This is a genomic window from Phocaeicola acetigenes (assembly GCF_027529745.1).
Lineage (GTDB): Bacteria > Bacteroidota > Bacteroidia > Bacteroidales > Bacteroidaceae > Phocaeicola > Phocaeicola acetigenes.
Window position 1 is genome coordinate 71,345 of record NZ_JAPZVM010000002.1, and the last position, 19,777, is coordinate 91,121.

General features: G+C 35.2%; 10 protein-coding genes and 2 pseudogenes. All 12 read left to right on the forward strand.

Features of this window, described 5'->3' with window-relative positions:
• The first annotated feature begins 17 nt into the window (after window positions 1-17).
• Window positions 18-1,085: a uroporphyrinogen decarboxylase family protein gene (locus tag O6P32_RS02955; RefSeq protein ID WP_269876716.1), complete on the forward strand. Its 1,068-nt coding sequence runs from the start codon at window positions 18-20 to the stop codon at window positions 1,083-1,085.
• Window positions 1,086-1,119: 34 nt separating this feature from the next.
• Window positions 1,120-1,740: pseudogene (locus tag O6P32_RS02960) on the forward strand (corrinoid protein); the annotation flags it as partial.
• Between the two features lie 13 nt (window positions 1,741-1,753).
• Window positions 1,754-2,758 carry a uroporphyrinogen decarboxylase family protein gene (locus O6P32_RS02965; protein WP_269876718.1) on the forward strand — a complete coding sequence of 335 codons (1,005 nt, stop codon included), beginning with the start codon at window positions 1,754-1,756 and terminating at the stop codon, window positions 2,756-2,758.
• Window positions 2,759-2,800: 42 nt separating this feature from the next.
• Window positions 2,801-4,378: a GTP-binding protein gene (locus tag O6P32_RS02970; RefSeq protein WP_269876719.1), complete on the forward strand. Its 1,578-nt coding sequence runs from the start codon at window positions 2,801-2,803 to the stop codon at window positions 4,376-4,378.
• A gap of 41 nt (window positions 4,379-4,419) precedes the next feature.
• Entirely contained in the window at window positions 4,420-4,854 is a 435-nt protein-coding gene (locus O6P32_RS02975) for a hypothetical protein (RefSeq protein ID WP_269876720.1), read from the forward strand.
• 67 nt (window positions 4,855-4,921) lie between these two features.
• The gene (locus tag O6P32_RS02980; protein WP_269876722.1) at window positions 4,922-5,956 is read left to right on the forward strand and encodes a LamG domain-containing protein; all 1,035 of its coding nucleotides are present in this window, start codon (window positions 4,922-4,924) and stop codon (window positions 5,954-5,956) included.
• Between the two features lie 63 nt (window positions 5,957-6,019).
• Complete coding sequence (locus tag O6P32_RS02985) at window positions 6,020-8,968, forward strand: SusC/RagA family TonB-linked outer membrane protein (RefSeq protein ID WP_269876723.1); 2,949 nt, start codon at window positions 6,020-6,022, stop codon at window positions 8,966-8,968.
• A gap of 12 nt (window positions 8,969-8,980) precedes the next feature.
• Window positions 8,981-10,636, forward strand: a complete 1,656-nt coding sequence (locus O6P32_RS02990) for a RagB/SusD family nutrient uptake outer membrane protein (RefSeq protein WP_269876724.1) — start codon at window positions 8,981-8,983, stop codon at window positions 10,634-10,636.
• A 43-nt stretch (window positions 10,637-10,679) separates the two neighbouring features.
• Window positions 10,680-12,599, forward strand: coding sequence for a GxGYxYP domain-containing protein (locus O6P32_RS02995; protein ID WP_269876725.1), 1,920 nt, complete (start codon window positions 10,680-10,682; stop codon window positions 12,597-12,599).
• Window positions 12,600-12,641: 42 nt separating this feature from the next.
• Complete coding sequence (locus O6P32_RS03000) at window positions 12,642-14,372, forward strand: GxGYxYP domain-containing protein (protein WP_269876726.1); 1,731 nt, start codon at window positions 12,642-12,644, stop codon at window positions 14,370-14,372.
• 18 nt (window positions 14,373-14,390) lie between these two features.
• On the forward strand, window positions 14,391-17,240 hold the full coding sequence (locus O6P32_RS03005; protein ID WP_269876728.1) for a glycoside hydrolase family 38 N-terminal domain-containing protein: 2,850 nt from the start codon (window positions 14,391-14,393) through the stop codon (window positions 17,238-17,240).
• A 330-nt stretch (window positions 17,241-17,570) separates the two neighbouring features.
• Window positions 17,571-19,768: pseudogene (locus O6P32_RS03010) on the forward strand (GH92 family glycosyl hydrolase).
• Window positions 19,769-19,777: the final 9 nt, after the last annotated feature.

Here is a 19,777-nt window from a genome sequence, read left to right on the forward strand (position 1 = left end):
TCATATAGGATATTATAATGAAAACAATGACTTCTTTGGAACGATGCATGGCTGTATTGAATGGAGAAATTCCTGATTTTCTTCCGGTTGTGCCTCAAAGTTTTATGTTTGCAGTAGAAACTGCTGGAATGAAAATCAGTGATGTGAATAAGTGTGGAAGGAAGATGGCAGAAGCTCACCTTGTATCGCAGGAAAAATATGGTTATGATGGCTGTGTTGTAGATTTTGATGATGCAACAATTGCCGAAGCCGTAGGAGCTAAAGTAATTTTCCGTGAAGATGAACCGGCAACAGTGGATGAAGAACAGCCTGTGCTGAAAGATTTAAGAGATGTGTATGACTTGCCTTTACCTGATCCGATGAAATCGGGACGTATCTGTGAATGGTTAGAGGCAACGAGCCGGTTACGTGAAAAAATAGGCGACCGTGTGTTTATCATGGGGCGTGCAGATCAAGGTCCCTTTAGTATTGCATGCTTATTGAGAGGAACCACACAGTTTATGATGGATTTAATGACAGAAGATCCGGCCCTGATTCGAGATGTGTTAGATTATTGCAGACACGCAAGTGTCATTTTTGCAAAAGCGCAGAAAGATGCAGGTGCTCATGCAACTTCAATTGGGGATGCATTTGCCGGTCCTAATTTAATTTCACCAGATATGTATCGTGAGTTTGCATGGGAACCGGAGAAGTTGATGGCAGAAGAAGTACAGGGGTATGGAATACCTTTCTCTATTCACATTTGTGGAAATACCAATGGTATTATCCGTGATATGGGTACGACAGGTGCTAAGATTTTAGAAGTTGATTGGATGTTGGATATGAGGGAAGCTCGTAATGTAGTTCCAAAAGACACGGTATTAATGGGAAATATAGACCCGAGCTTCCCTTTAGTTTTAGGTACTCCGGAACAGATAGATGAAGCTGTTAAAAAGCTGATAGAGGCTACCAATGGATATCGTCATATTATAAGTTCAGGATGTGCCATGGGTAGAAATACTCCTCCAGAAAACTTTAAAGCGTTTATAAAGGCAGCTCGTAAATATGGAGCGTATGATGAGATTGTTCGTTTACAAAGCAAATAAGATAAATAGGTGAATTATGGCAGATTTGGATAGATTATATGAGTCAATATTGAATGGAAAATTAGAACCGGCTGTAGAAGTTACTCATCAGATTATAGATGAAAAATTGAATATCCAAGAGATTATCAATGGATATATGATAAAGGCTATGGAAGAAATTGGAGATCGGTTTCAGCATCAAAAGGCATTTGTTCCTGAATTGTTGATGGCTGCAAGAGCAATGAAAGGGTCGTTGGAACTGTTGAAGCCTTGTATGACAGGAAATAATACAGTTACGGTGGGGAAGATTGTGATAGGAACAGTATTTGGAGATTTACATGATATAGGAAAAAATTTGGTTGCTTCAATGTTTGAAGGGTGTGGATTTGAAGTGGTGAATTTAGGAGTGAATGTACCGCCTTCTAAATTTGTAGAGGTTGTGAAGACAGAAAAACCTGATATTCTTTGTTTATCTGCTTTATTGACTACAACAATGAATAATATGAAAGATGTAATTGTTGCATTGGAACAAGCTGGTTTAAGGGATCAAGTAAAGGTGATGGTAGGAGGTGCTCCAGTCAATCAAATGTTTGCTGACCAGATAGGGGCTGATGCTTATACAAGTAACGCAAATGCTGCTGTTTTGAAAGCTAAAGAATTGTTGTCGGTTGCTTAAATAGGAAACTGTTATGAAGATCAATATGAATGAATGGAAAGATACTGTTCTTTCTTCAGAAAAGAGAATAGCAATTCCTATCATGACACATTCAGGTATTGAATTGATAGGACATACAGTAAAAGAGGCTGTTACAAATGGGGAAATACATTATCAGGCTATTATGGCTTTGGCAGAGAAATATCCTTCTTCTGCTTCATCTGTAATTATGGATTTGACGGTAGAAGCTGAAGCGTTTGGAGCAGATATCGTTTTTACTGATCATGAGGTTCCTACTGTAGTGGGTAGACTGGTTTCTAACGCGGAGGAAATTGAGGCACTTAAGGTCCCTTCTTTATTGTCTGGAAGAATTCCTGAGTACTTGAAAGCAAACAAATTGGTAGCAGCACATTCAGATAGACCTGTTTTCTCTGGTTGCATTGGGCCATATTCGTTGGCGGGAAGACTTTTTGATATGTCGGAAATCATGATGGCTATTTATATTGAACCGGATAATATAAAGAAACTGTTGGATAAATGTACTCAGTTCATTGAGGAGTATTGTTTAGCTTTGAAAGAAACTGGAGTAAATGGTGTACTTATTGCTGAACCTGCAGCAGGTTTATTATCAGATGAGGCTTGCAGCGAGTTCTCTTCTGCATATGTTCGACGGATTGTGGAGAAAGTACAAGACGAATCGTTCTTTGTAATTTTACATAATTGCGGAAATATGGGACAGTGTACTGGAGCTATGCTTGAAACAGGAGCAGCAGGTTTGCATTTTGGTAATACGATTGATATGGTGGAAACATTGCAACGTTGCCCGTCTGATGTATTGGTAATGGGAAATATTGATCCGGTAGGAGTCTTTAAAATGGATACTTCAGAAGATTTGTATAATAAGGTTGCAGACTTATTGCAAGCTACTACAGGATACCGTAACTTTATATTATCTTCAGGGTGCGATACTCCTCCGGGAGTACCTTTTGAAAATATAGATATGTTTTATAAGGCTTTGCAGGACTATAATACAAAATGAGATAAATAAAAATGATGTATTCTGTTTAAATAAGATAGAGTCATGAAGGTATATTTAGTCTGGGGATTCTTGGGAGCTGGAAAAACTACACTGATTAATTATCTGTTATCGACCGGTTTTTTCCAACAGAAGAAAGTAGTTATATTGGAAAATGAATCTGGAAGTGAATCTGTAGATGGTACAATGCTGCAATCCTATCAGTATACGGTGGTAGATATAAAAGGAGGCTGTGTATGTTGCACTTTACGTTTGACACTTGTTGAAACGTTACAGAAGATAGAGCAAGAATATCATCCCGATATGGTGTGGATGGAGGCTTCAGGACTTGCTTCATTGGAAGACCTGAAAAGTATACCCGGTTTGGCTTTGGATGGGGTTATTTCTGTACTTGATGTTATGCAGTATCGGTTTCTGATGAAATTGAATCCTGTATTTTACAGACGGCAGTTTTATTTTTCCTCCATCGTTTTTCTTACCAAAACAGATAATATAGATGTAGAACTTGTAGAAGATATCGTTAAAGATTTATGGTCTTTTCAGCCGTCGTTGTATATTGTACGAGATTATGAAGAGTTACGGCATATAGATTGGCAAACTTTTGAAAAAATCTGGAAGGAACAGCAGATGTTGTTTTTACCAGCTATTAGGAATCAACGTATACCTCAGTTTGAAACTCATACTTTTTATTTGAAAACTCCAGTAGATTGGGATTTTTGGGAGAATGACTTTGTTCGTTTGAATAACTTGTTTGGAGGAGATATTATACGAGCTAAAGGAATTTTGACCGACTCTCAAGGAGTAAGTAGGAAATATGATTTTGCAGATGGATGTATGGAAAGTAAGGAGTTTCCAAATGTTCATACAGATGGAAAAAATTTTCTGTCTATTTGGTGGAATTCGAGTGTAAAACATAGCCCTGATAGTTGGTTGAGTTTTTTTCTTAATGCACAGGAGTTGTCTTGTAGTGTTACAGAGTTGGAATTGAAGAATGAAAGTTTATGTGAATTCTTAAATTTTGATTTATCAATGCTGACTCCGGATTTGACTGATATTCTATATCGTTTGAAAAGAGAAGCTTTAGCTGTATGTAATCCAAGATTGGGAGTTCGGTTTGTAACTGGAAATAAGATAGATAAATCTCATCTTAAGGTCGGAGGAATATCTTTTCAACCTTCTTATATTATAACCAAGACATTACAGAATGCAGATTTTTATATCTTAATGGTGTCAACGGTAGGCAAAGAACTGGATTCTTGGATAGAAGCCAAAAAAGAATCGGGTGATGTAGTAGAAGCTTTTATTGCAGATGGTATAGGATCGGCATTAGCTGAAGAAATTGTTGCTTATGGGCAAAAGAAAATCGAAAAATTGTTACAACAATGGGGCTTGAATGCAAGTAATGCATATAGTCCCGGGTATTGTGATTGGAATGTTTCAGAGCAAAAAATGTTTTTTTCATTGTTACCATCTGCATTTTGTGATATTCAGTTGACTGACTCTTGTTTGATGCTTCCGATAAAATCGGTTAGTTCATTGATAGGAGCAGGAATGAAAATCCAAAAGAAAGCATATGGATGCGCTATTTGTAAGAATAAGAATTGTTATAAACGTAGAAAATAATTTTTTTATTAAAGTGTTTAACCGATTAAATAATCTAATGTATGGGAATGATATTAACTTATGTACACGAGGGTAAAGGATATAATCCTTATCTGATAGACAAAAATTGGCAAGTAGCTCAGCTTAATTTTGAAGATGGGCAAGGATTTCATGATTTAAAGAAAATAGATAAGCATTTGAAGACAGATGAGGCTTTTATTTTAAAGAAGGGTATTGCTGTACTTATAGCTGCAGAAGTAGCAACAGATAAGATAAAGTTCGAAGTTGTAAGAATGCAAGAAGGCCTCTTGTATAATATACCTAAAGGAATGTGGCATAATATAGCTTTGGCTCCTGATACAGAAGTTTTCATTATAGAAAACAGTAATACTCACTTGTCTGATTTTGAATATCATTATTTAACGGAGATACAATGTCAGAAGTTGATAGAAGAAATAGAAAAAGTTCTTTCTGGTGTTGTTCGAGAAGAGAAGTAGGAAGTACTGACCATAAAGTTTAAATGTCTTATTAATTGTTATTTTACACTTATTAATAGATTTGATTATGAGGACTGTATTATTCATTTTTTCTTTAATTGTTTTATTCTCTTGTAAGAATAATACAACAGAATCTGAGCAAGCTTTGAATTATGATGAATTATTTTCTTTAAAAGATAGTATAGAGCTTCGATTAAATACAGCTGTTGTTGGCGAAACTGATGGAACATATCCTCAGTCTAGTTATAATGATTTGGAAAATGCTTTATATGAATTAAATGAAGGTATTTCAAAAGCAAGGGCTGAAGTTTTTGTTTTACAGTTTGAAGTAGATAGTTATGTTTTGGAAGCTAAAAAAGCAATTCGTTTGTTTGATCAATCTGTGAATGTATTATTACCTCCAGGTACTCCTGCTGAGTTGTTTGTTAATGGGGTTGATCATAAAGGGTATATTGATTTTGGTTCTTCTCCAGATTATTGTGGAGGTCCTAAGTTTACGGTTGAGGCTTGGACTAAATATGATGAAGGATTTATTGAAACTGCTTTTGGCTCATTCCTTTCTACTTTTATTAGTCCATTACCTTATAAAGGCTGGACACTTCATTATTGGGGAGCTTCAAATAGTTTATTACGTTTTAGTATTGGTACTGATAACTCGAATCCAGATTTAACATTACCGACAATTTATACGTCTGCACCATCTGAATATGGAAAATGGTTTCATGTAGCAGCTGTTTTTGATTCAAATTTGAAGAAGCAAATGCTTTATATTAATGGGGAGTTAAAATCAACAGCTGATATCTCTGATAATATGGTTGTTAATTCTCCAGATGATATGAGAATGTGGGCTTTTGTTGAACCGAAAGACAATTCTAGATGTATGAGTGGTTACATTAAGAAGTTTAGAATTTGGAGTACATCAAAGACTGTGGAAGAAATTAATACATTAATGGTATCAGATGTTGTAGGAGATGAGCCAGGGTTAGTTTGTGCCTGGGATTTTGTAGAAACTCCTGAAAATTCTGAAGAAATGATAGATAAAACAGGTAGACATACGGCAAAATTAGTTGGTGTCTATAAATGGAAAGAAGTAAAAGAATGAACTTAGATTAATTAATAGGGAGGTTTTACTATGCGATATATACTTACTCATAGAAAATATTGGATGTTATTAGTTTTATTTATTTGTTCAATAAAACTATTGGGGCAAAATACTTCGTTGCTTGTTAAAGGCTATGTTTATGACATTAATAAAATACCTTTACCTGGAGTGAATGTAATTGTAGATGAGAATAAAACAGGTACAATAACCGATTTAGATGGATTTTTTGAGGTGAAAGTACAGGAAGGACAAACATTGTTATTTTCTTATGTGGGTTATAATACACAAAAGAAGAAAATATCATCATCTGCAGCTTTAGAAATAATCTTGACAGAAAATACCAATGTATTAAATGATGTAGTTGTCATAGGATATGGTAAAGTTCAAAAAAAGGATTTGACAGGCTCTATAGAATCATTGTCTAACAAAGAACTTGTAAAAGCAATGACGCCTAATGTAACAGAGGCATTGAATGGTCGTGTGAGTGGTGTTTTGGTAACCAAAGCTTCTAACAGACCAGGTGCTGATATGAATATACAGATTCGTGGTGTTAATTCTATTAATTTTTCAAATGAACCGTTGTATGTAATTGATGGTGTGCCTTCTCAATCTGGTATGAGACACATAAATTCAAATGATATAGAATCAATTGATATATTAAAGGATGCTTCTTCATGTGCTATATATGGTTCAAGAGGAGCAAATGGAGTTGTTATTGTAACAACTAAAGGTGCTCATAAAAAAGAAGGCTTTTCTATAGAATATAATGGTTATGTTGGTGTAAAGACTCCAACTCGTATGCCTGATATGTTAGGAAGTAAAGGAAATGGAATGGAATATGTAAATTTTCGTATTGCTCAATGGACAAATAAATTTGGAGAATCATCATTGTCTTCACCTTCTTTTTTGACTGACGATGAAAGAAGACATGTTAAATATGGTGAGTATTATGACTGGCTTAGAGAGTTTTCTCATGAGGCTTTGACTACCAATAATAGCCTTCTTCTTTCTGGTGGAACTCAGAATACATCATATACTTTTGGAGTCGGTTATATGATAGATGATGGAATTGCTGGTTCTGAAAAATTTGAAAGGTTTACTACCAATATAGGTATAGAACAAAGATTAGGAGATAGATTGAAGGCTGGCCTTAGTAGTTATATTTCTTTTAATACGATAAATCATGGTAGTACTGATGCATTGTTTAGTGCTTATTTAATAACACCAATTGTAGGACGGTTTAATACAGATGGTACTCCAACCTTTTCTCACAGGCCTGATGGACGAGTAAATCCTTTTCTACAAGATCAGAATACAAAAAATGAATCAGAAGGATGGTCCGTTAATTCCTCTGCTTTTTTGGAATTTAAACCATTAAAGTTTTTGTCTTTGAAAACATCGTTAGCCTTACAGTATGATGGAGCAGTAAATGGTTCTTGGACAGGAACTGATACTCAATATGGGCAAGGAGTTAAGAAACCTATTGCAACTCGAAGTGAAGGAATTAATACAAATTTAGTTTGGGATAATACAATCACTTTTAATCATAAAATGGGTATACACGATTTTAATGTAATAGGATTGTTTAGTGCTCAAAAAGATACTCATAAATCTTCAGGAATGACAGGAGATGGATTACCTTATGAGTCAGATTGGCATGCTATTCAAACGGCAGAGCAGATTACAAATGTAAATAGTAATTATTGGGAGTCTTCTATGCTTTCATTTATGGGAAGAATAAATTATGTTTTATTGGATAAATATTTATTTACTGTAACAGGAAGATATGATGGAACCTCTCGTTTATCTAAAGAGAATAGATGGGGGTTATTACCTTCAGCTGCTATTGGATGGAAAATCAAGAATGAAAACTTTTTAAAGGATGTAGATTGGTTGGATAATTTGAAGTTGAGATTTAGTTGGGGAAAAACGGGAAATAATAGTATAGGCTATGATATTACTCTGACAAAATTGAACTTAAGTTCTTATTATCTGAATGGAGGTGGTGTAAAAGGTTTTGGATTAGGAGGAAGTATTGGTAATAAAAATCTGAAATGGGAAATGACATCGGAGTATAATTACGGTGTTGATTTTGGATTATTTAATAATAGAGTATCGGGTAGTGTAGATTTGTATTATCGTAAAACATCTGATTTGATCTTTCAGAGACAAGTAGCTCATGTTAATGGTTTTTCTAGTGTAATGCAAAATATTGGTGCAACTTCAAATGAGGGTGTTGAAATTTCTTTAAATACAGTTAATGTTTCCACTAAGAACTTTACATGGAAAACTAATTTTATTTTTTCTTTGAATAGAAATAAAATAATAGATCTTGATGGAACAAAGAAAGATGATTTGGCTAACAGAAGATTTATTGGATATCCTATAAATGTATATTATGATGTAGAACAAGCTGGTATATGGCAGATAGAAGAAAAAGATGAAGCTGCAAAATATAATGCAGCACCAGGTTGGCCTAAAATTGTAGATCAAGATAAAAATGGAGTTATTGATGCCAATGATTATAAAATTTTAGGGGCACCAACTCCTGATTGGACAGCTGGTATGACTAATACATTCAACTATAGAAATTGGGACTTATCTGTATATATGTATGCAAGAGTAGGAGGACTTTATAATGATCCTTTCACGTATTTTTTTACAGGGATAAATAATCAGGATTGGAATAAACTTGATGTTCCTTATTGGACACCTGAAAATAGAAATAATAAATATCCGGGAATAGGTCTTGATTGTACTTGGACACAAGTTTTATCTCAAGTGCCCGGTACATTCTTAAAGATTCAAAATATAACACTTGGTTATACTGTAAAAGAAAAATTACTTAATAAGTTTAGAATGAAAGGTTTAAGGGCTTATTTAAGCGTTCAAAATCCTTTTACGTTTAGTTCTTATTTAGGTTCAGATCCAGAAACGATAGGAGAGTCTTTGGAAACACAATTATCATTGTATCCTTTGACAGTTTCTTTTGGCTTGAATGTTAACTTTTAACTTTTGAAAATTATGAAAATTTTGAATAAAATAATTGGAATAGGAGTTTTAGGAGTAAGTTCTTTATTTACTTGCAATTGTTCTGGATTTCTAGATATTGATAATCCATCTGCTGTTACTACGGATTATTATGACACATTGGAAGGACAAGAGAAATTGGTGATAGACTTATATGAGAAATGTAGATCCTTATTTACAGTTAATACATTACAGTTTTTAGGGACAGATATGTATATGTCTTGTGATGAAAGTCCTATATCAGTACAATTTAATGGTTATACTACAGATTTATCAGGATTGTCTCCTGTTATTGATAGTTATTGGCAATTATTGTATAAAATGATTCAGGAATCCAATATTCTTCTTAATCGATGTACTCCTGATACTGCAGGAGAAATGTATAATGAGCTTTCTGCTCAAGGACGATTCTTTAGAGTCTTGGCTTATTATTATTTAGTAGAAACATTTGGTCCTGTTCCTCTTTTGTTAGATGAAAATACTGATGAAGCAAATATAATTGTAAGTGTTACTCGGGAAAGTGAAAAGAATATTTATTCTTTTATGATTAGTGAATTAGAGGATATAAAAAATCAATTGCCAGAAGTTTCTTCTGAAGTAGGAAGAATAAATAATACAGCATTAAAACATTTTTTGGGAAAATTGTATTTAAGTAGATCCTATAAAGGTTTTGCTTTGCCTGATGACCTTGATAAATCGATAGAACTTTTTGAATCTGTTATTGCATCGGAGCATTATCAGCTATTACCCAATTTTGCTGATGTTTTTGATGAAGATAATCAGAATAATATAGAAATTATTTGGGCTGTTCAATATGGCTCTGATAAGAATTATAATGGTTCTGGAAATCCTCAGCATACAATGTTTGGATTTAATATTACAGCATTATATCCTGGAATGTTTACATTAAATCAGCAGGATTATTCAGCAATGCAGCGTGATATTTGGGTAAACCCGATTGTACATGAGTGGTTTCGTTATCCTGACATAGATACTCGATATGATGCTACATTTAAGAGGGAATTTTATATCAATGATAAAACTAACGAAAATTATGGTAAGTTAGGTATCTATATGCCTCGTTGGAATGATACCTCTGAGGATAGTAAAGGAGCTATTTATTATTATCCGTTTAAAGATGAGGAAGGAAATTATAATTGGTATCCTGCATTGGGTATGATGAATTGGAAAACTGATTGTATGCCAATGTGTAATAAATTTAAGGAAACAAAAATCGATTGGGGAGGAAAGGGTACACGAGAAGATATAATTATTCGTATGGCTGATACATATCTTTTGTGTGCAGAAGCTTATTTAAAGAAAGGTGAGTCAGACATGGCTATGTGTAAAGTGAATCAGATTTTGGAAAGAGCTGCTGCTACAGAAGAGGATTTTGAGACAATGAGGCTTAAAGAACCTTCGGAATTAACGCTTGATCGTTTATTGGAAGAGCGTGGATGTGAATTATTTGGGGAACATGATAGATGGTTTGATTTAAAACGAACCGGGAAATTGGTAGAAAGAGCAAAATTGAATCCTTTAGTATCAAAATATAATAATATATCAGATATGCATATGGTACGTCCAATACCGTATAATGAGAGAATAAAATTGCAGGGTTTGACGCAAAATCCAGGATATAATAATTAGTATTGTTATAAAGAACTTTATTAATAATATAAAAAAAGAGATTATGGCTAAATTATATATATATATAATATTTTTATTAACTTTCGTATCTATTGCTTGTGATCGTAATTATGATTCACCTTTAGATAACGGAAAAGTGAATGCTGGAGTCAACGAAGAATCTCCGAACTTTTATATGGATTTATATGATCCAATTTCGGATGAAGGGCAATATTGGCATCCGGATATGATAAAAAATCTTCCTGATAAACACTATGAGTTATATGCTACGTCTTTACCTAATAAAAATGAGGTAGATGTTCCAGGAGGAGATATTACTGCTATTGGAGGAGCTGGATTGCAATACCACTTATTATGTCAGTCATTGACTGGTATTAATAATTTAGCTATAGCTGATAATAAGGTGTCAACAGGAATGTGGATGGATGCTGCTAATAGCTTATCTTCTTATAAAGACGCTAGATCTTATGTGAATATGGCTTCTGCTGATTGGGTTGTATGGGCTGGCAATATGCTGACAAATCCAGATTTTGCGTCTCTAGATGGTGGCGTAATGAATGTCTTGGGAAAAAACTATGTATTGACTGATGTGAAAAATAATCCTGAGAGTAGTGTAGTTGCAGTTGTGGCCTCTCATGTATATAAGTCTATCATTGTTGATGTTCGTGATGAGAAGTTTTTTATAGATAATGGTTATAAAAAAGTATATGATGCAAGTCAAAAAACTACTTTAGATTCTTGGAAAGAATTTAAACAATATTGTAATAATAATGCATTGGTTATTATGCCTGCTCAAACAGGAGAATTAGCTGATTTTGTTATATCAAATAAGCTATTTGCAGTTAATCTAAATAAAGAATTTAACACCTCCACTGGTGGACAGAATGTTGAATTGCTAAAAGAAGTTCTTGCTTGGTTGTCTCCAAATTCTTTAGTCTATGGTTGGGAACCTGGAGTTGGTGAGGATGAATTTGTTAATTTAGTATCTAAAAGTGGAAATATGGTTGTAGCAATTGCAGAGTATAACTTACCATATTTCGCTTATGATTATAAGTCAAGGCAGAAATCCATATTGGCAAAAGTGATAAATCCTCACGATATAGATTATTCTAAAACAGATAAAAAATTTGTATCTTATTATTTGTCTGATGGCCCTCATGCAGGTTGGATGATGAATGGATTTGTTGAAAACTATTATACTGACCCCAATATAGATAAGGTTAAAATGAGTTTTGGTATAACAGCTTCTAATATATCTCAGATTGCTCCTTTACAGTTTGAAAAAATAATGAATTTACAAAAGCGTAATACAACGTTGATAGAAAGCTTTGGGGGCGGATATTATTATTCGGATGATTTTGGTATTGATGGAGATAGAAAAATATTATTAAATAGTTTAGCTCAAAAAGTTGCAGCACATATGAGGCAACATCGTATAAAAGTTCTTGAGCAGATAGCCCATGATCCTAAATCAGAAGAAGCTAAAGAGGCTTATCAAGCTTTTGTTAATGCAAATAATCAACTTGAAGGAATTATTGCAATTCAATATGCTCCTTCTTATGCTGAAGGAAATGGAGACATTCTTTGGGTTACTAATAAAGATGGTTTTGATATTCCAGTTATAACGGTTAGATACTCTATTTGGAATATGGGCTCTTATAATACAGAACGTGATGGTACTCCTGCATATATTGCTAATAAATTAAATGCAGAATCTGAAGATGCAAAATTCTCGGCAGTGATAGTTCACGCATGGAGTACTTTTAAAGATATAGGTGAAAGTTCAGATGAAATAGCAGAGAATGAAGAAGGTGGTGAAATTCGTGGTGCTTCAGCCGCCGAAATGTGCGCTCGCCGTTTAAATGATGATTATGAGGTTGTTAATATTCAAGAATTGATATGGAGAGTACGTATGCATTATAGACCTGAGCAAACGAAAAAATATTTAGAGTTGTATTATTAGTATTTTTTTAAGGAAAGGTTTAATTTTGTAAATAAATATACTATGATAAAGCGTTACTTTTTATGTCTATTGATGTTTACCGTTAACTATGTTATTGCTTCACAATATAATGGTAGATATGGTTGGCCGATACAGAAAACTCCTAAAGATATTATATTATGTGGGCAAGGAGAAAATTTGGCAGAATCAATGTTAGTAGAATCTTTGTCTGGTTTGGCTGCTCAAGCTGTAAATAATGAAAAGTTTGATAAGATGATTTGGATTGATGTCAATTCGAATAGCTCTTATAATAAGATTTATAATCATCTCTTGAAAGACTTAGGGATTTCATCTCCTATTACAATGAACTTATGGGACTTGGTCGCTTATCTTAAACGTAAGAATGTCATAAAAGGATATATTCTATATAAGGCTGATAAGCTTAGAGAGAATGCATATGCTTCATATACAGATACCGATTACTCATCTAATGTTGCTACTGTTTATTCGGGTTTATTGAAAGGTATATTGATAGAAGAAAGTCTTGAGGATAAAGCTATAAGTTTGGGACTAAAATGCTTGCGTGATGTTCGTAAGGAATCTCTTGATGAATGCTTTTTACGGAATAAAGATAAGTTAAATAATTCTTCGGCTTTAAGTATTCCTCCTACTGTTACAAACTTAAGGGATTATGCTATTTCTCATAAACTAATGCTATATGCAGACAAGAAAGAATTAATAGATAAGGTTTTGGAGTGGGTAAAACCTTTATCCCCAATTTTAGGATGGGGATGTGGAGATGAGTATGATTTTACAAGTTTGATTTCACAATGGGGACATGTAAATACTGCTACTAATTGGTGCTGGAATCTTCCGTTGATTTCTTCTATGAGTTCTAAAGTTCAGTTAGAGAAAAATAATGAAATATCTCCTAAAGATATAAATTTTAGGGATACATTATCTTGTCATTCTTTTGTTATGAGCGATGGGGATAATATGCAATGGACTATGGGGAGTTTTTTAGATAATACTGCTTATCTAGGGGGAATGAAAGATAAAAATGTGAATTTAAGTTGGACTTTGTGTCCAATTGAATTGTCTGTAGTTTCTCCTTATACATGGAATTCTTTAGTAAGGGTAAAAACTAATGATTATAGTTATTTGGAGTATGGAGGAGGGTATCAGTATCCTGATTTGTTTGCTGTTAACAGACCTAATAGACAAGAACTTCTGAGAGATTTTGCAAAACGGGTAAATGTACATTTAAAAGAACTTGGCATAAAAATTTTTGGATTTATTTGTCGAGATGTGGCAAGTCCTGCAGCTCAAGAAGCATTTCAAATCTATGCAGAAGAAATAGAGGGAATTACAGGTATGATTGCAGTGCAGTATTTTCCTTATGAATTGGATGGAAGTATTTATTGGAAGCAAAACAAGAAAGGGGTTGAAATACCAATAGTAACATCTCGATATAGCATATGGGATGAAGTTAACCTGCAAAGACCAAGAGCTGGTACTCCTGAATATGTTGCTTCTTTGATCAATCGCGACGTGATGTATAATATTAATAAAGGAGATAATATGCTAACTTGGACGATTGTACATGCTTGGTCTGACTTTGCTCAATCAAGTAAGATTGTAGATACTCCATCTATTGGTGTTAATCCGGTTCAGACAGCACAAGATCTGTTGATTAATAAAATAAAAACCGTATCATTAAATGAATTATTGTGGCGTATTCGTATGAGATATCGTCCCCAACAAACTATGGATATAATTAATTCAGAATATTAAATTTAGTACATTGAAAATATGAAAAAACAATTTGTAAGTGGACTGTTATTACTGAGTTTCTTAACCAATGGTAATGCAGCTCAGATTGATCCGGTATCACCGGTGAAGTTTAAGCAGGAAAACGAATATAAGATACTTTCTTTTGTAAAATTAGATAAACCGGCAGAAGGTAAGCTGAAAGGTTTTTTAGACGGGAAGCCGTGTGAAGTGATCTCTACGGAACGGCCGGACAGTTTTTTGGTGTGGCTGCCCATGATTGGAGACCGTGCAGTGCTGAGTATTAAGGAGGGGAAACAGAAGATACTCGAACAGACCATTGTTCCCTATATTCCGTCGGATTGGGGATACTTTAAAAACGGTACTATCCATATTATTCAATCTTCACATCAGGATATAGCATGGATGAATACACCGGATTATTGTCGGAAAGACCGTATCGACAATATTATTCTTCCGGCTTTAGAGATGATGAAGAAAAATCCTTCATTTAAGTTTGAAATGGAGCAGACATTGAATCTGATGGAATTTCTGGAAGCTCACCCGGAAAGAAAAGAAGAAGTTGCCCAATTGTACAAAGAAGGACGTTTTACATGGGGAGCTACTTACAACCAACCTTACGAAGGGCTCTCTAGTGGAGAACAGTTGGTTCGTCAGGCGTACTATGGAAGGAAATGGGTAAAAGAGAATTTCCCCGGATGTGATGACTTGGTAGCCAATAACATTGATGTGCCGGGACGTACCTGGCAGATGCCTCAGATTCTTGCTAAGAGTGGAATACCTAATCTGTTTGTCAGCCGCATGGCAGAAGGTTTGTACGACTGGTATGCTCCGGATGGTTCTAAGGTGCTCACTTTTACTCCCGGCAACTATGGTTGGGCTTCTCTGATGTGGAAATTCTTCGATCAGGATGCTCCTACTGCGTTACATAAGCTGCATCATCGCACTCAGTTGTGGGGAGACTATTTCAAGAAGCATGCCATTCCTCCTCATTATGCTATTCTGATGAGCTGTGATGCAACGAAACCAGTCGATTTCCAGCCTGTTATTGATGAATGGAATCGGATTGCTGAAACCGCTGGCGTTGAATTGCCTCGTCTTAAAGCCTCTACCTCTGAAGAATATTTCGAGGCAGTCCGGGGAGAAAATACATCTTTCAGAAAGATAGAAGGCGAGCGCCCCGATTTGTGGCTTTATATTCATGGACCTGCCCATTATCGGGCTACCACTTATAAGCGGGAGGCAGCGGTACTCCTTCCGGCAGCAGAAGCGTTTACTTCTTTCTGTTTATGGAAGAAAGGGAAGTTGGATACGTATCCCCGTGGGGAATTCGATCGTGCCTGGATGGCTTCTATCTATCCGGATCATGGTTTGGGAGGCAAGAATGGAGAAATCACAGATGCGATTTTTGAGGATAGTCTGAAGGTGGGACGCGATTTGGGCCAGTCTATGTTGAATGATGCTTTGGAGCAGATTGTTTCGGAAGTCAATACCCGTAAAGGGAATTATGTGGTATTTAATGACCTTTCCTGGAACCGGAGCAAGTGGGTAGAAGTGCCTGTTTCTTCGGCTCGTGCCTTTGTAAGAGACGAGCAGGGAAATAAGCTTGCTTCTCAGGTTCTTTCGGACGGAAAGGGTGGATATCGTCTGATTTTCATGGCAGAAAATGTTCCTTCTATGGGGTATCGTACTTACACCGTGAAAGAAGGAAAGAGTGTCAAAATGGAAAATCAAGGAGTAAGTTATAATTCGAACACATTGGAAAACCGGTATTACAAGGCCGTTTTGGGCAATGGAGGAATTCTTTCTCTATACGATAAAGAGTTGGGAAAAGAAGTGATGCATACTTCGAAATTTGCTTGTGGTGATGTGATTGAGTTAGGATATACAGGAAATGGAGCGGGAGAATTTACCCGTATCACCGATGTGACTCCTGGAGATATTACTCCACTGAGTTCGATGCCGGCCCGATGGAAGGTCAGCGATTCGGGGGAACTGTTTACCCGCTTTGTGAATGAACAGCCTACCAAACATGCAGTAATAGTACAGACTATTACTTTCCACCATACCGAGAAGAAAATAGATTTTGATGTTACCTTGAAGGATTTTGATGGAGAGCACAACCGTCAGTACCGTATTGCATTCCCTGTAAATATCATGAGTGGGGCCGATGTGCATTATGAGGTCCCGATGGGAGTGGCGCAAGTCGGCAAAGATGAGTTGAACATTCAGCCCGGTGGATGGGCCTGGGGAGGAACTTATGTACATCATCCTAAAGACAGTCATCCGCGTGAAATCCAGAATTTTATTTCTGCCAGTGGCAGTGGCTTGGGAGTGACAATGTCATCTTGCGTAGCTGTAGCCGATTGGGTGGATCCTTCTCGTGAGATAGCATCGTATCCTGTATTGCAGGGAGTACTTCTTTCTTCTCATAAGAGCTGTCATGGTGAAGGCAACTGGTATCACCAGAAAGGAACGCATCACTTCCATTTCTCTCTGACTTCTCACCAGGAAGGGTGGAAGAAGGGGTATCAGTTTGGGGTGGAGGCAAATCATCCTCTGTTCAGCTGCCGGAAAGAGAATGGTGCCGGCAGCCTACCTGCTGCCCAAAGTTTCCTGCAAGTATCCGATCCGTTTGTAGGGGTATCTGTGATTAAAAAGACAGATGATGGAAACAATCTGATTATTCGTCTGGTAGAGATGGAAGGCAAAGACAAAGAAGTAGAAGTGACGCTTCCTCAAGAAATAAAAGAAGTAGTACGTACCAATTTGATTGAAGAAGAGGAAGAACGGCTGAACTTGTCTGGAAAGACTTTACGGTTTAAGATGGGACATCATGCTATCGAAACGTTTAAGTTGGTCTTGAAATAATATCGTTTTTTGAGACTATATGCGGATAAGTTAAAAAAAGATCTTAAAATAAAGCCGATGGCACTAGCTGACAAATGGTGTCATCGGTTTCAAATTATTATTTTGTATGATTTTATAAGAAGTCTGATGTCACAGATGTGTAGTTTGAATAAAGGTATAATTTATTTGATTCTGTCCCAAAAAATATTTTGAGGAAAAGGCTTGGTAATTAAATATCTTAAATGAAAGGCTAGGGTTATTCATAAAATTTATAATTTATAAAAGAAATAGATTGTGGGAATTTTGAGATTATTTAGTGTGCTTATAGTTCTATTTTTATTTAATGTACACATGAATGCCAAAGTAGATGAAAAGGATTTAGCTCCAGTTGATTATGTTAATCCGTATATTGGGAGTATTAGTCATTTGTTGGTTCCTACATATCCAACTATACATCTACCTAATAGTATGTTGAGGGTTTATCCAGAACGTTCTGATTATACGTCGGACTTACTTCATGGACTTCCGCTTGTTGTTACAAGCCATAGAGGAAGTTCTGCTTTTAATTTTAGTCCGTATCAGGGTGAAGAATTTAAGCCTGTAGTTGATTATAGTTATGATAAAGAGATTTTGAAACCTTATTATTATGAAGTCACTTTAGATGATGAACAGAATATTCAAGTCCAATATGCACCTTCACATCAGTCAGCGATGTATAGGATTAAGTTTTTAAATTCAGAAAAAACATCATATCTTATTATTAATTCTATAAATGGTGAGATAAAAATAAAGGAGAATAGTATAAGTGGATATCAGTGTTTGAATAATAATACAAAAGTTTTTATTTATTTAGAAAGTGAATGTATACCTGAAGCTGTAGGAATACTAGAAAAAGGGAAATTGAATGTAGGTAAAAAAGAGGCTGTAGGCTCTAATGCTGCTGTGTTTAAGTTTACTAATAAAATATCTGTTGTCAATATACGATATGGTATTTCTTTTATTAGTGAAGAACAGGCTAAAAAAAATGTGATGCGTGAAATACCTGTTTATGATCTTCAATTGATAAAAAAGAAAGGACGTGAAGTTTGGAATAAGGTTCTTTCTTGTATTAAAATAACAGGGGGAGAGGAAGATTATAAACAAGTACTGTATACTTCTTTGTATCGTACATTTGAACGTCCGGTATGTATCAGTGAAGATGGTTATTATTTTAGTGCTTTTGATGGTGAGGTGCATAAAGATAATGGTGTTCTCTTCTATACAGATGATTGGATTTGGGATACATATCGTGCTGCACACCCTTTGCGATTAATGATTAATGAGAAACAAGAAACAGATATAATAAATTCTTATTTATTAATGGCTGAACAGATGGGTAATATGTGGATGCCTACCTTTCCTGAAATAACTGGTGATTCTCGTCGTATGAATTCAAATCATGCTGTTGCTATTATTGCGGATGCTGCAGTAAAGGGTTTGGATATAAACTTTTCAAAAGCATACGATGCATGTAAAAGAGCCATTGAGGAAAAGACTTTAGCTCCATGGTCTGGAAATCCATCAGGTTGGATTGATAATTTTTATAAAGAATATGGATATATACCAGCGCTTCAAAAGAATGAAAAAGAGATAGACTCTAATGTTCATTCATTTGAAAAGAGACAGCCTGTAGCTGTTACATTGGGAACATCTTATGACCAATGGTGTTTGTCTGTTATTGCCGATAAATTAGGAAAAACTGCTGATGCTGAATATTATCTTAAATGTTCATATAATTATCGTAACATTTATAATCCAAGTACAGGCTTTTTTCATCCTAAAGATAAAAATGGAAGATGGATAGAACCTTTTGATTATCGTTATTCTGGAGGACAAGGAGCGAGAGAATATTATGGGGAGAATAATGGGTGGATATATAGATGGGATGTGCCTCATAATATAGCAGATTTAATAGAATTAATGGGGGGACGTCGGAATTTTATATTAAATTTGGATAGAATGTTTCGAGAGCCTCTTGGAAAAAGTAAGTTTGAATTTTATGCTCAATTTCCAGATCATGCGGGGAATGTTGGTCAGTTTTCAATGGCTAACGAGCCTTGTCTTCATATTCCTTATCTTTATAACTATGCAGGACAGCCGTGGAAGACGCAAAAAAGAATTCGTCAGTTATTAAAAACATGGTTTCGTAATGATTTGATGGGTATACCTGGGGATGAAGATGGAGGAGGTATGTCTGCTTTTGTCGTTTTTTCGAGTTTAGGTTTTTATCCTGTTACTTATATAATATAGGAAGTTCTATGTTCGAAGAAATCAAAATTACGCTTTCCAATGGAAAAGTTTTTGAAATTATAGCAAAAGGTGCTTCAGAGAAAAATAAATATGTACAATCAGCAGTTCTGAATAATCAAAAATGGGATAAACCATGGTTCAGTCACGATGATATAAAAAATGGAGGCAAATTGATTTTGAAGATGGGGGATTCTCCGAATAAGAATTGGGGAAACAATATAGATCTAGCTCCTTTGTCTGCAAATAGAATAATTGATTAAATAATTAAA

What these genes read in the sequence shown, in the direction of transcription:
- O6P32_RS02955 (WP_269876716.1), top strand. Translation starts at nt 18, where the DNA reads ATGAAAACAATGACTTCTTTGGAACGATGCATGGCTGTATTGAATGGA.
- O6P32_RS02965 (WP_269876718.1), top strand. Translation starts at nt 1,754, where the DNA reads ATGAAGATCAATATGAATGAATGGAAAGATACTGTTCTTTCTTCAGAA.
- O6P32_RS02970 (WP_269876719.1), top strand. Translation starts at nt 2,801, where the DNA reads ATGAAGGTATATTTAGTCTGGGGATTCTTGGGAGCTGGAAAAACTACA.
- O6P32_RS02975 (WP_269876720.1), top strand. Translation starts at nt 4,420, where the DNA reads ATGGGAATGATATTAACTTATGTACACGAGGGTAAAGGATATAATCCT.
- O6P32_RS02980 (WP_269876722.1), top strand. Translation starts at nt 4,922, where the DNA reads ATGAGGACTGTATTATTCATTTTTTCTTTAATTGTTTTATTCTCTTGT.
- O6P32_RS02985 (WP_269876723.1), top strand. Translation starts at nt 6,020, where the DNA reads ATGTTATTAGTTTTATTTATTTGTTCAATAAAACTATTGGGGCAAAAT.
- O6P32_RS02990 (WP_269876724.1), top strand. Translation starts at nt 8,981, where the DNA reads ATGAAAATTTTGAATAAAATAATTGGAATAGGAGTTTTAGGAGTAAGT.
- O6P32_RS02995 (WP_269876725.1), top strand. Translation starts at nt 10,680, where the DNA reads ATGGCTAAATTATATATATATATAATATTTTTATTAACTTTCGTATCT.
- O6P32_RS03000 (WP_269876726.1), top strand. Translation starts at nt 12,642, where the DNA reads ATGATAAAGCGTTACTTTTTATGTCTATTGATGTTTACCGTTAACTAT.
- O6P32_RS03005 (WP_269876728.1), top strand. Translation starts at nt 14,391, where the DNA reads ATGAAAAAACAATTTGTAAGTGGACTGTTATTACTGAGTTTCTTAACC.